The sequence below is a fragment of the Enterobacter sp. 6722112 genome (genome assembly GCF_058661685.1).
The window spans coordinates 2,267,125-2,280,726 of record NZ_JBZWGR010000007.1; the positions used below are offsets into that span (position 1 = coordinate 2,267,125).

At 60.8% G+C, this 13,602-nt stretch carries 9 protein-coding genes; 3 read left to right on the top strand and 6 right to left on the bottom strand.

Going from position 1 to position 13,602, the window contains the following annotated elements; genetic code table 11:
* Positions 1-21 precede the first annotated feature (21 nt).
* The 6 genes from AC4OVU_RS12375 to nasR form a co-directional block, all read right to left on the bottom strand.
* Entirely contained in the window at positions 22-2,499 is a 2,478-nt protein-coding gene (locus AC4OVU_RS12375; RefSeq protein WP_491928692.1) for a nitrate reductase, read from the bottom strand.
* Positions 2,496-6,482, bottom strand: coding sequence for a nitrite reductase large subunit NirB (gene nirB / locus AC4OVU_RS12380; protein WP_110293027.1), 3,987 nt, complete (start codon positions 6,480-6,482; stop codon positions 2,496-2,498). The genes AC4OVU_RS12375 and nirB overlap by 4 nt, the downstream gene beginning before the upstream one ends.
* A gap of 12 nt (positions 6,483-6,494) precedes the next feature.
* The gene (locus tag AC4OVU_RS12385) at positions 6,495-7,283 is read right to left on the bottom strand and encodes an ABC transporter ATP-binding protein (protein WP_015570359.1); all 789 of its coding nucleotides are present in this window, start codon (positions 7,281-7,283) and stop codon (positions 6,495-6,497) included.
* Between the two features lie 9 nt (positions 7,284-7,292).
* On the bottom strand, positions 7,293-8,171 hold the full coding sequence (gene ntrB, locus AC4OVU_RS12390; protein WP_017384249.1) for a nitrate ABC transporter permease: 879 nt from the start codon (positions 8,169-8,171) through the stop codon (positions 7,293-7,295).
* A 2-nt stretch (positions 8,172-8,173) separates the two neighbouring features.
* A complete protein-coding gene (locus AC4OVU_RS12395) occupies positions 8,174-9,421 on the bottom strand; it encodes a CmpA/NrtA family ABC transporter substrate-binding protein (RefSeq protein ID WP_023296759.1) in 1,248 nt (415 codons plus the stop codon).
* A 227-nt stretch (positions 9,422-9,648) separates the two neighbouring features.
* Complete coding sequence (gene nasR, locus AC4OVU_RS12400) at positions 9,649-10,821, bottom strand: nitrate regulatory protein NasR (protein ID WP_110293026.1); 1,173 nt, start codon at positions 10,819-10,821, stop codon at positions 9,649-9,651.
* Positions 10,822-10,894: 73 nt separating this feature from the next.
* Here nasR and AC4OVU_RS12405 point away from each other — a divergent pair, with 73 nt between their 5' ends.
* From AC4OVU_RS12405 to AC4OVU_RS12415, 3 genes are all read left to right on the top strand, one after another.
* Complete coding sequence (locus AC4OVU_RS12405; RefSeq protein ID WP_110293025.1) at positions 10,895-11,248, top strand: DsrE/DsrF/TusD sulfur relay family protein; 354 nt, start codon at positions 10,895-10,897, stop codon at positions 11,246-11,248.
* A 106-nt stretch (positions 11,249-11,354) separates the two neighbouring features.
* On the top strand, positions 11,355-13,139 hold the full coding sequence (locus AC4OVU_RS12410; RefSeq protein ID WP_110293024.1) for a methyl-accepting chemotaxis protein: 1,785 nt from the start codon (positions 11,355-11,357) through the stop codon (positions 13,137-13,139).
* A 194-nt stretch (positions 13,140-13,333) separates the two neighbouring features.
* Positions 13,334-13,573 (top strand): hypothetical protein, encoded by a 240-nt coding sequence (locus AC4OVU_RS12415; protein WP_015570352.1) that lies wholly within the window; start codon positions 13,334-13,336, stop codon positions 13,571-13,573.
* Positions 13,574-13,602 lie beyond the last annotated feature (29 nt).

The following is a 13,602-nucleotide window of genomic DNA, read 5'->3' on the forward strand; positions in this document are numbered from 1 at the left end:
CCACCCGACGCCCTTACACTATTATCCCAACAGCGCTTTCAGCTCCGGCACGCAGGAACCACAGTTCGTGCCGCAGCGCAGCTTCACGCCCAGCGCTGGGGCAGAATCACAGCCTCCGGCTATTGCCTTACGTATCGTATTTTCACCCACGCTGAAGCAGCTACAGATAATTCGCCCGGGATCGGCATCTTCGTCCGGCCGTTGCCCGTGCAGCAGCGCATGGCGTTCAGCAAGTTGGACGGGCGCAGCAGCTAAGGCTTCTTCAATAAACGCATGCGCCAGCGCTGGCAGCGTATGGCCCTCCCAGTAGCCCAGCATCAGCTCGCCGTGATGCCAGGCGAGCACGCTGCTGCGTTTTCCCGTTTGTGCCACCTGTAACTGCCAGCCCCGACCGCTGGCGTACGCCATGACCCACGACAGTAACGGCTGCTCCGCCGCCACCGTCAGCCGTGAGGCTTTACGCCACCAGCAGACCGACGGCGGCAGCGCTGGCAGCTCCCGGGCATACAGTTCCCCCTGCCAGGCCGGTAGCCAGGGCAGGATCCTCACCGCGGTTTGTTTACTCTCCGGCTGGCCTGACCCGGCATCAACCCGCCCTTCCACCAGCGCGTTGACCTTTCCCTGCCGGGCAAATTGCGCATTCCAGTGCATCGGCGCAAACAGCTCGCCCGCACGCTGCGCGGTAGAGATACGTACTCTGGCAACCATCACTCCGCGCGGGGAGCTTACCCGCGCCAGCTGGCCGTCAGTCAGCCCGGCGCGCGCCGCATCGGTTGCGTTCATCTCAACAAAAGGCTCATCGATATGCTGCATCAGGCGCGGAACATACCCCGTGCGCGTCATGGTGTGCCACTGATCGCGGATCCGCCCGGTGTTCAGTATCAAGGGGTACAATTCGTCGACGCTGGCCCCATGCGGGGACGGGTCAACCGGAACAAGCGTTCGTTGCGGGAACTCACCGGCATGCCACTGATACGGCGCCAGCGCGTCCCACGCCTCTCGCGACAGCGACGCCAGTTCGCGCAGGTTTAGCGCCCGTTCGCCGTTATTTTCAAACGCCGTCAGCGCCGCATGTTCACAAAATATCTCCTGAGGGTGTTCCCAGGCGAAGGCATCGCCATAACCGAGCTGCTCTGCGATCCGGGCGATGATCCACCAGTCCGGTCTGGCCTCGCCCGGCGCAGGCATAAAGGCGCGCTGGCGGGAGATACGGCGTTCAGAATTGGTCACCGTGCCGTTTTTCTCGCCCCAGCCCAGAGCGGGAAAACGGATATGGGCAAACCGGCTGGTGTCCGTCTCCTGCATCTCTTCAGATACCATGACCAGCGGGCAGGCCGCCAGAGCCTGGCACACCGCGTGGCTGTCGGGAAGTGACACGGCAGGGTTGGTGCCCATGATCCACACCGCCTTCACCTCGCCGCGGGCAATGGCGTCAAACAGTTCCACCGCCATCAGGCCCGGGGTCTGCGCCAGCCGTTCCGTTCCCCAGAAACGCGCCACGCGCGAAAGATCGTCCGGCTCGAAGTTCATGTGCGCCGCCAGCTGGTTCGCCAGCCCGCCCACTTCCCGCCCGCCCATGGCATTTGGCTGTCCGGTCAGCGAAAACGGGCCGCAGCCAGGACGGTTGAACTTCCCGCTGGCAAGATGCACGTTAATGATGGCGTTGCACTTGTCGCTGCCGCTGGATGACTGGTTGATCCCCATGGTGTAGAGCGTGATCGCGCGTGGCGCGGTGACAAACCAGTCGTAGAAGGTGCCAATCTCGTCTGAAGGCAGATCGCAAAACGCCGCCACGCGAGGGATCGGCCACTCGCCGCGCCCCTGGATCAGATTGAGCAACCCCACAAACAGCCCGGCGTCGCTGCCGGGCCTGAGCGCGAGGTGGAGATCGGCGATATCGCAGGTGGCGGTTTTACGCGGATCGATCACGACCACTTTCATCTGCGGATTGTTGTGTTTTGCCTGCACCAGCCGCTGATACAGCACCGGATGCGTCCAGGCCGCGTTCGAGCCAACGAGTACCACCAGATCGCTGTTTTCCACGTCCTCGTAGCTGCACGGCACCACGTCTTCACCGAAGGCGCGTTTGTAGCCCACCACCGCCGACGACATGCACAGCCGCGAGTTGGTATCAATGTTCGCCGCCCCGATAAAGCCTTTCATCAGCTTGTTGGCGGCATAGTAATCCTCGGTCAACAGCTGGCCGGAGGCATAAAACGCCACCGCCTGCGGCCCCCATTCGTTGATGATGTTCCGCAGCCGCTCGCCCGCTTCGCCCAGCGCCTGCGGCCATGCCACCTCCCGGCCATCGACAACCGGGCGCAGCAGGCGTCCCTGTAGCCCCGTGGTTTCCCCGAGGGCAGATCCTTTTACGCACAGACGACCGAAATTCGCCGGATGAGTTTCATCCCCCCGAATGCTCACCTTTTCACCGTCTGCGCTGGCGACCACGCCGCAGCCCACCCCGCAGTAAGGGCACGTTGTCCGGGTTTCCGTCATGAGGCCTCCGCGCGCATCACCAGCTCTTCATTTCCAACCCACACCTTGCCGTTTTCGATTTTTACCGGCCAGGCACGCACCGCAGGCGCCCCGCTCTCAGCCTGACACCCGTCGCGCAGACGAATACGTTGCTTGTAGAGCGGCGAGATCACCACCGGTTCCCCCGCCGCATCACCGAGAATGCCGCGTGAAAGCACGTTCGCGCGGCTGCCCGGCTCCCGATCGTCGAGGGCATAAACGGTTTTGCCAAAGCGGAACAGCGCAATCGGTTTGCGCCCAAGATGCGCGCCAATGCCCGCCTGCTCCGGGATCTCGTCGATATTACAAATTTCCTGCCAGCGCTTGTTCTCCTCCGCGGCGGGGACGTTCACCGCGGTGCGGAACAGCGCCAGGCGGTCAGGATCGTTAAGGGTGGTTTGCCATTCGCACTGGTAGGTCTCCACCACCCGGGCCATCTCCTGCTCCAGCTCGTGGACGATCCCCAGGCTGTCGTTGAGGATCACCTCGCGCAGATAGTCGAGGCCGCCTTCCAGGTTATCCATCCAGGTACTGGTGCGTTGCAGACGATCTGCCGTGCGAATGTAGAACATCAGGAAACGGTCAACGGTGCGGATCAGCGTTTCGTCGTCCAGGTCGCTGGCGAAGAGATCCGCGTGGCGCGGCTTCATCCCGCCGTTGCCGCACAGATAGAGGTTCCAGCCTTTGTCCGTGGCAATCACCCCTACGTCTTTGCTCTGCGCCTCTGCGCACTCACGGGTACAGCCGGAGACCGCCATTTTGATTTTGTGCGGCGCGCGCAGGCCCTTGTAGCGGTGTTCCAGCCTGACCGCGAGGCCGGTGGAATCCTGCACGCCGTAGCGGCACCAGGTCGACCCGACGCAGGATTTCACCGTGCGCAGGGATTTCCCGTAAGCATGTCCGGTCTCAAACCCGGCCTCCACCAGCGCCTGCCAGATTTCCGGCAACTGTTCGAGCGTGGCGCCAAACAGGTCAATACGCTGCCCGCCGGTAATTTTGCTGTAAAGGCTATAGCGTTTCGCGATCTGGCCGATGGCGATCAGCCCGTCGGCGGTCACTTCACCCGCAGGCATCCGCGGGACGATGGAGTAGGTTCCGTCCTTCTGAATATTGGCGAAATAGCGGTCGTTGGTGTCCTGCAACGGCAGATGCGCCGGTTTCAGCAGATACTCGTTCCAGCAGGAAGCCAATACCGATCCCACCAGCGGCTTACAGATCTCGCACCCGTGCCCCTGACCGTAGCGGCTGATAAGCTGGTCGAAGGTGCGGATATGGTTGGCGCGCACCAGGTGGTAAATCTCCTGACGCGAGTACGGGAAGTGTTCGCAGATATCCTTTTTCACCTCCACGCCCTGCGCTGCAAGCTGGAACTCCATCACCTGCTTCACCAGCGCGCTACAGCCTCCGCAGCCGGTCGCCGCTTTGGTGCACTGCTTAATGGCGCCGATATCCGTTGCGCCCGCGCTTACCGCCTGGCAGATATCCCCTTTGCTGACGTTATGACACGAACAGATCTGCGCGCTTTCCGGCAGCGCCGCCACGCCCAGCGCTTTCGGCGCGCTGCCTGACGATACGGGTAAGATCAGCGTTTCCGGCTCTTTTGGCAGGCTGATGCCGTTGAGCATCATCTGCACCAGCGTGGCGTATTCGCTGGCATCGCCCACCAGCACGCCACCCAGCAGGGTTTTGCTGTCGTGGCTGACCACAATCTTTTTGTAGATTTGCTGCGGCCCGTGCGTCCACTGGTAGCTCAGCGCACCCGGCGTGCGCCCGTGGGCATCGCCAAACGACGCCACATCCACGCCCAGCAACTTGAGTTTGGTACTCATATCCGCGCCGGTGAAGCGTTTCGCCTCACCCGCCAGCACAGCGGCGGCCACGCGCGCCATCTGGTAGCCCGGTGCCACCAGGCCAAAGATTTTCCCCTCCCACAGCGCGCATTCCCCGATGGCAAGCACATCCGGATCGGAGGTCCGGCAGCCGTCGTCAATGCAGATCCCGCCGCGCTCGCCGACAGCCAGCCCGCTGCTGCGCGCCAGCGCGTCCTGCGGACGAATACCAGCAGAGAAGACCACCATGTCCGTTTCCAGCGGTTCACCATCGGCAAAGCGCAGCACCAGCCCGTCGTCTGCGGTGGCAATCTCCGTCGTCGATTTACTGATGTGTACCCCTACGCCCAGCGCCTCAATTTTCTTACGCAGCATTGCCGCGCCGTCGCTGTCGAGCTGCACCGCCATCAGGTTAGGCGCAAACTCCACCACGTGGGTTTCCAGCCCGAGCTGCTTAAGCGCATTCGCCGCCTCCAGCCCCAGCAGGCCGCCGCCAATTACCACGCCGCGGCGAGAGCCTGTCGCATGGGCCGCAATGTTGTCCAGATCGTCGAAGGTGCGGTAGACAAAACAACCCGGCAGATCGTTGCCCGGAACGGGGGGTACGAACGGGTACGAGCCGGTCGCCAGCACCAGCTTGTCCCAGTGAGTCTCATGGCCACTGGCGGTGCGCACTACGTGTGCATCACGATCGATAGCGACGATCTGCTGCGAGAGGCGCAGCTCAATGCCGTTATCGGCAAAGAACGCCCCCGCCACCAGCGAGAGCGAGTCCGCGCTGCGTCCGCCAAAATATTCCGACAGATGCACGCGGTCATAGGCGGCATAGCGCTCTTCGCCAAAAACAATAATCTGATACTGCTGATGCAAATTGCGGTTAACGCAGTCTTCGAGGAAATGATGGCCGACCATACCGTGCCCAACCACCACCAGAGTAGGTTTTGTCATAGCGTTCTGTCCTGCAACCTGCGGTTGCGTTGTGAAACGATCGAACAGCCAGTCCGCGTGGGCGGGCGCAGCCGTTGCCAGTAAATCGGTAAAGGTTGCCGCGCTGCGGCAGTCACCCATCAGCAGCACGCCAGCCAGCGCCCCCTGATGGATCAGTAAACGTCGATAGTGACGGGTGAGCGGATCCCATGAACTCCAGACCACATCGTCCGCCTGCGCCGTCGCGCGTCCGAGGCTGAACAGCGCCACGCCGGTCACCTTAAGGCGCACGCCGTTGTCGGTCAGGGTAAACGGCGCGGTGACCTCCCCGGCCAGCCGCGCGGCAAGAATATCCGCCTGCGCCAGACAGGGGGCGACCAGGCCAAACGTCTGGCCGTCAATTTCGCAGCACTCGCCGATGGCGTAGGTATCCGGCACGGAGGTTTGCATCTGCTGATCCACCACGATGCCGCGCGCGCAGCGAATGCCGCTGGCTTTTGCCAGCGCAACGTTGGGCTGCACGCCCGTGGCCAGCACCACGCGCGTGGCGGCGATGCGGCGTCCGTCGAGCAACGTCACGGCATCGTCAGCGATGGCGGTGATGCCGGAGGCGAGTTCACAGCGTACGCCCCGCACCGCCAGCGCCTCTTCCAGCAGCAGTCCCGCCTGCTGATCCAGCTGCTGTTCCATCAGCCACGGACCGCGATGCACGAGCGTGACGTTGTCACCGTTGCGCGCCAGCGCTGCCGCGGCCTCCACGCCGAGTACGCCGCCGCCCAGCACTACCGCCGGTCCGGAGAGGTTCCGGATGGCGCGGGTCTCTGCCAGGGTGCGAAAGGTGAACACATGCGGCGCATCGCCCCCGGGGATCGGCGGCACGACAGGGGTAGACCCGGTGGCAAACACCAGCGCATCCCAGCCCAGCGTGCGAGCAGAGGTATGCACTTCACGCGCGTTGACGTCTACTGCGAGCGCCTTTTCTCCTCGCAGCACCGTCACGCCTCGTGCCGTGTACCAGTCTTCATCGTGCAGACAGATGTGCTCCGCCTGCTTTTCGCCACCCAGCACCGGCGAAAGCTGGATGCGGTTGTACGCCTGCTCCGGCTCGTCACCGATGACGGTGACAGCGAAACGACCGGGAACACGCCCGGTGAGCGACGCAATCAGCCGGGCTGCCGCCATACCATTACCGATAATGACCAGTCGCATCGTGCCCCCTCATTACGCCGCTTTCGGCTGTTTTTCGTAGAGGAAATGGAGGATCTGCTGGCGCATGTGGTGATAGCGGCTGTCGTCCGCCAGCTGCACCCGGTTGCGCGGGCGCGGCAGATCGACGCGCAGGATCTCACCCACGGTGGCCGCCGGGCCGTTGGTCATCATCAGTACGCGGTCAGAGAGCAGTACCGCCTCGTCCACGTCGTGTGTGATGAGCACGATGGTGGTGTTCAGCGCCTGCTGGATCTGCATCACCGAATCCTGAAGATGGGCACGCGTCAACGCATCGAGCGCGCCAAACGGCTCATCCATCAGCAGCACTTTCGGCTTCATCGCCAGCGCCCGGGCAATCCCGACGCGCTGCTTCATGCCGCCGGAGATCTCCCCTGGGCGCTTATGCAGCGCGTGGCCCATCTGCACCCGGTCGAGGTTGTGTTCAATCCACGCTTTGCGCTCGGCCTTACTCATGGTGTGACGGAAGACCTGATCCACCGCCAGCGCCACGTTGTCGAAGCAGGTTAACCACGGCAGCAGCGAATGGTTCTGGAACACCACCGCGCGCTCTGGCCCCGGCCCGGCGATTTCGCGGTTGTCGCAAATCAGCCCGCCTTCCGTCGGCAGCGTGATCCCGGCGATCAGGTTTAACAGCGTCGACTTGCCGCAGCCGGAGTGACCAATCAGACTGACGGTTTCGCCCTCGTGGATATCAAAAGAGACGTTTTGCAGCGCCAGAAACTCGCCGCTGGCGGTGGAAAAACGCTGGCTCACGGCCTGGACCTGAATTAACGGTTTCATCTTCACTCCTTATTTTTCCTGCCAGCTAAAGCGACGGGCGATCAGCATCAGCCCCTGCTCCAGCAGCAACCCGACCACGCCAATGATGACGATGGCGATGAGAATGTTTTCGACGTTGAGGTTGTTCCACTCATTCCAGATCCAGAATCCAATGCCTAAACCTCCGGTGAGCATCTCGGCGGCGACAATCACCAGCCAGGCAATGCCAATGGAAAGACGTACCCCGGTCAGCACCGCAGGCAGCACGGCGGGGAAAAGAATGCGGCGCATGATGGTCCACTCTGAGAGTTGCAACACCCGGGCCACGTTGAGGTAGTCCTGCGGAATACGGCGTACCCCTTCAGCGGTGTTGATCACCATCGGCCAGATGGAGCAGATAAAAATGGTCCAGCTCGATGCAGGCTCCGCTTTCTGGAACAGCAGCAGGCCGATAGGCAGCCAGGCCAGCGGGCTGACCGGACGCAGGAGCGCGATCAGCGGGTTGAACATGCGCGAGAAAAAGGTGAAGCGGCCAATCAAAAAGCCCAGCGGAATGCCCGCCATCGCCGCCAGACCGAAGCCGATGGCGACGCGCTGCAACGACGCCAGCACGTTCCAGCCAATGCCCATATCGTTTGGCCCGTCGCGATAAAACGGATCGGCAAACAGGGTCATGGCCGAATCGAGCGTGCTGAGCGGCGTCGGAAAGCCTTTACTGTTTATCGCTGCCAGCTGCCAGAGCACCACCAGCAGGCCGAGACCGAGCAGCGCCGGGATGACGCGCTGTAAAAAATCATTCATCCGACGCGTAAACGCTGGCGCACGACGGCGAACCTGTAGCGGAGGCAGGACAATCACTTCCCCGCTCTCTGACGTCTCTTGTGGTTTTGTATTTTGCAGATGCTGCATACTCAGGCCCCTTTACGGTGAATGGCGAAGCGGTTGGCGTACCCTTCCGGATCGGTGCCGTTCCAGACGGTGCCGTCCATCAGGGTGCTGCTGCGATATGGTGATGACGGTGTGGACATGCCGCCCACGGCGGTCGCGGCATCCTGCCAGACCGCGGTCTGGTTAATGCGCTGTGCAATGCCCGCGTAATCCGGCGCGGCGTTGAGCAAGCCCCAGCGGCGGAACTGGGTTAAGAACCACATCCCGTCTGAGAGATACGGGTAGCTCACGGCACCCTCGTTGAAGAAACGGATCGGGTGCGCATCCTGCCAGCGCTGACCGACCCCGTTGTCGTACTCGCCAAGCATACGTCCGGTGAGATACTGTTCCTTGCAGTTGAGCCAGGCGCGGCGCGAGAGGATCTGCGCGGTTTCGCGTTTGTTTTCCGCTGACGCCTCGATCCAGCGCGCGGCTTCCATCACGGCGCTCACCAGCGCCCGTGCGGTGTGCGGATTTTTCGCCACCCAGTCGCGTCGGGTGCCGAGGATCTTTTCCGGGTGATCGGCCCAGATGGACTGCGACGTGGCGGCGGTAAATCCGATGCGGTCGTTAATCGCCCGCGCGTTCCACGGCTCGCCAACGCAAAACCCGACCATGTTGCCAATGCGCATGTTCATCACCATCTGCGGCGGCGGCACCACCACGGTGCGCACGTCGTCAAACGGGTTAATCCCCGCGCTGGCCAGCCAGTAGTAGAGCCACATGGCGTGCGTTCCCGTCGGGAAGGTATGCGCGAAGGTGTAGGTTCCCGGCGCCTGCTGCGCAATCAGCTTTTTCAGCCCGTCGAGGTCACGAACGCCCTTCTCCGCCAGATCGCTGGAGAGCGTAATGGCCTGTCCGTTCTGGTTGAGGGTCATCAGGTTCGCCATCTGCTGCGGCTTGCCCGCGATACCCAGCTCCAGACCGTACAGCAGGCCGTAAAGAATGTGCGCAGCGTCCAGCTCGCCCGCCACCAGCTTGTCGCGCACTGCCGCCCAGCTCGCCTCTTTGGTCGGCACAATAGTAATGCCGTGTTTTTTATCGAACCCCTTCAGGGCCGCGATAACCACGGGCGCGCAGTCGGTCAGGGGGATAAACCCGATACGCACGGTATCCTGCTCCGGCTTATCTGACCCCGCCGCCCATGCGGCCTGCATGACACCCGGCAACAGCATCGCACCACTCGCCAGCATGCTGGCCTGCAATAACCGCCGTCTCGACAAATCCGCCATAATTGCTCCTGAAAAAAGGCAAAAAAAAGCGCCCGACGGTGCTGAAGCACCGCTGGACGCCTTTATCCCGAAGACGCATGCACCGCCGTTGGCGCATCGTCGAAAATGGTTAATCTGTTAATGCAAAGGTAATGCCAGCTTTTCATCCCCGGCGTTACGGGGTTTCTGCAAGAAGAGCGCTGTTTTACGCACCTCAATCAGGCACAAAATGCCCACTGACTGTGCAACTACTCCCCAGGGGGTATCTTCCAAAGATTTTTCACCATAAGCAGCGCACGGGCGATATCTACCATGCGTTGGTTTTTATCCATCGCCATTTTGCGCAGCGCGGTCCACGCCTGCTCCTCGCTCATGTTCTGGTGCGTTATCAGCACGCTTTTGGCTTTGTCGATGGTCTTACGCTCCTCCAGCGTGTCGCGCAGAGAAGCAAGCTGACGGGAGAGTTGCTCAATTTCACGCGCCTGCTGGCGCACCAGCGGCAGCAGCGGTCTGTCAGGAAATCGCGCCAGGATATCGTCGTGCTCATCGTCTACGTGCAGGTTTTCGCTATAGCGGCGCTCCTCAACTGCCGTCATCAGATCGGCAATTGCCACCTCCTCCAGCGTGCGCAGGTGCTCAAGGCGCGCGGTTTGCAGGGCAAACCATTTGAGGGCGGTATCGCCGTTATCTGCCGGAGGCTGGCGGGTGCACGCTTCACGCCTGAGTTTTTCAGTCTCCAGACCCGGCTGGCAGTTGAGGATAAACGTCTCCTGCACGTCTGGAGTGCAATGGGAGATAAAAACCTCAAAGCAGGCCTGCTGGCCATCAATGCGATCCACCAGCCGCTGGCGGGTTTCATCGTCAAAGAATCCCTGGGTGAAACCAATAGCCCCCAGCGCCCGCTCTTGTCCCACAAGTTCTTTGCCCTGCATCAGGCTGTAAAGGGCCACAAATCGGCCCGCGATGTGCGGATCGTCAATGCTGTCGCTGAGTTGAGGTACGATACTGAGCAAATGACGCAGTATGCGGCTGTAGTGTTCCATCGCTTCCGGCGCGGTGACGCATTGGCCTGTAACGCCATCACGCAGCGCCGTTAGCGTCTCAAGGCCGTGCAGTGCGCTGGCAATACGTTCGCACAGGGCGCTGCCCGGCAGCGGTTCGTTAAACTGAAGGTGCAATGCGGCGAGGTTTTCATCCACCAGGGCCCTGCTGGCCTTGCATTCAGGCGCGTACAATTTGCCCTGCGAGCAGAGCCAGACATTTGACGCACCGCGCTCGCACTGTAGCATATGCACCAGTCGACTGATGCCGTTCACCAGTGCGCCCAGCTGCGCCAGTCTGCCGAGCTGTTCCTCGCGCAACATTCTCGCACGCTGGAACCATTCGGTTGCGCCAGGGGAACTGCCAGCCACTATCGTCATCGTTTCTCTCCCCGATACGTATTCTTCGGTACGAGAAGCAATATTCGTGCCTTTTCAAAGAACAGGAGTCAACATGCAGAAGATTGTGATCGTCGCCAACGGTGCGGCCTACGGCAGTGAATCCCTTTTTAACAGCCTGCGCCTGGCAATCGCGCTGCGCGATAAGGCGAGTGAGCTGGAGCTGCGCCTCTTTTTGATGTCCGATGCCGTCACGGCCGGGCTGAAGGGGCAGAAACCCGCAGAGGGCTACAACATTCAACAAATGCTGGAGATCCTGACCGCGCAAAACGTTCCGGTCAAACTGTGCAAAACCTGTACCGACGGGCGCGGCATTACCGGGCTACCGCTGATTGATGGCGTGGAAATTGGTACGCTGGTGGAGCTGGCTGAATGGACGCTTTCCGCCGATAAAGTATTAACTTTTTAATAATAACCCGCTAAAAATATTATTTTCTTATGGACGCGGTTTCAGCATCAAGTTTACCTGCACCGTTGCCGATAGGCATGGAAACAACACAGCAGGTATTACACTTATGTTCAGATCCATTCGCGCCCGCATCATTGCCGCGACGACAGGCTGTCTGGTCGTCGCCCTTCTTCTTAATACCATTATTAACTTTCAGGTCACGCGCCAGGATAATCAGCAGTCGCAGCGCGATATTCTGACCAGCACCAGCGCCAGCCACAACATGGCGATTGCCGACTGGGTGAACAACAAAATGACCGTCATCACCTCGGCGCAGCCAGTCGCGCTCAGCGACGATCCGGTTCCGGTGTTCAAACAGCTTGCGCTGGCGGGTGGATTCACCAACGTCTACGTGGGTTATGCCAGCAAAACGGCTAAATTTTCTGACCCAACCGGGGTACCCGCTGATTACGATCCCACCCTTCGCCCGTGGTATCAGCAGGCCGTCAGCGCTGATGGCCCGGTAGTGACTGCACCCTATGTGGACGCGGGCACCGGGAAACTGGTGGTGACGTTCGCGGTACCCGTTAAAGAGCAAGGTGCCCTGAAAGCGGTGGTGGCGGGCGATGTGGCAATGGACAGCGTGGTAGCTAACGTGCGCGGTATTCACCCGACCCCGGCCAGCAGCGGACTGCTTCTGGACAGCAACGGCACCGTTATTGCCGGCAGCGATCCTGCGCTGACGCTTAAGCCTTTTACGGAGACGATCAAAGGGACCGATTTTGCCACCCTGAAAAGCGGCAACCTGGTTGACGGAACGTTTAACGGACGCGAAAAAACGTTCCTGGCCACCGCCGTACCGGGGACGCACTGGCTGCTGGTTGTGGCGCTCGATAACGGCGATGCCACCGCCGGGATGCGGTCATTGCTAAAAGCATCTGCACTGTCTCTGGCGATCCTCGCCCTGCTGAGCGGAGCCCTCATGCACCTCCTGATTGCCCGCCTTCTTAAGCGGCTGTCCGGTATCCGTGACGCGATGAACAACATTGCTAACGGTACTAACGATCTGTCGCAGCGTCTGCCGGATAAGGGGGGCGATGAAGTGGCGCAAATCGCGCAGGCGTTTAACGCCTTCAGCGATAAGCTTTCTGTGGTGATGGTCCAGCTGCGTGATGCCAGCGCCTCAGTGAAAAACGCCGCGCATGAGATTGCGGCAGGTAATCAGGATCTTTCCGGGCGTACCGAGCAGGCGGCATCAAGCCTTCGCGAAACCGCCAGCGCCGTGGAAGAGATCACGGCCTCCGTTACGCAGTCAAACGAGTCGGCAGCAGAAGCGAATGAACAGGCGAGCAAGGCCTCTGCCGCCGCATCCCGCGGAGGCGACGTCGTCGCTCAGGCCATCAGCACCATGCAGTCCATCGAACTGGCTTCCGCGAAAATCGGCGATATCACCAGCGTCATTGACGGCATCGCCTTCCAGACTAATATTCTGGCGCTTAACGCCTCGGTGGAAGCGGCGCGTGCCGGGGAGCAAGGCCGTGGGTTCGCGGTCGTTGCAGGGGAAGTACGTAACCTGGCCAGCCGCAGCGCTCAGGCGGCGAAGGAGATCAAATCCCTTATTGATTCCACCACCGAAAGCGTTGCAACCGGCTCCCGGTTTGTGCACCTTGCGGGCGACAGCATGGATGAGATCCGCGCCAGCGTCGGGAGCGTGTCAGGCATTATGCGTGAAATATCCATTGCCACCCGCGAGCAGATGAAAGGGATCCATGAGATTAACCACGCGGTGAATCACCTGGATCGCATGGTGCAGCAGAACGCCGAACTTGTTGTACAGTCTGCTGCGGCGGCCAGCGCGCTGCAAAGCCAGGCGGGCGACCTTGCTGAGACCGCTGGCCATTTCCGCATATAATTTTTCCCGGGCGCGCGTTAAGCAGGGTAAACGCGCGTCCGCTGAAAGGTTTCAGGGATTTTGTCATTTTTGTTTAATCGTTGCGCCATTTTTTGATCGAAATCAGCATCCCACCCCTGCCCCTTTGGTGTTATGCAATGAGTAAATTGTGAACAACATCACGCTCGGGATGGGCAAAAACGACGGGGTATAAAATGGCACGAGTTAAAACGAGTCTGAAACTGTTTGGCGGGGATACGGTAGTGGTACGTTGCTCAGAGCGTTGCCGCATCCATCTGATGAGTACAAAAGGACAGAAGCAATCGCAGGCAGATATCCTTACCGTCCAGGACGATAAGGCCTGGCTGACGGTGCCTTACACCGGCACCTGGGATGTGCTGATCGACAGCCACAGCCAGTCGCTCGAACATTCCGTAAGTTACGTGGCGGCATAACCGTAAACGCCCGGTCAGCCGGGCGTATT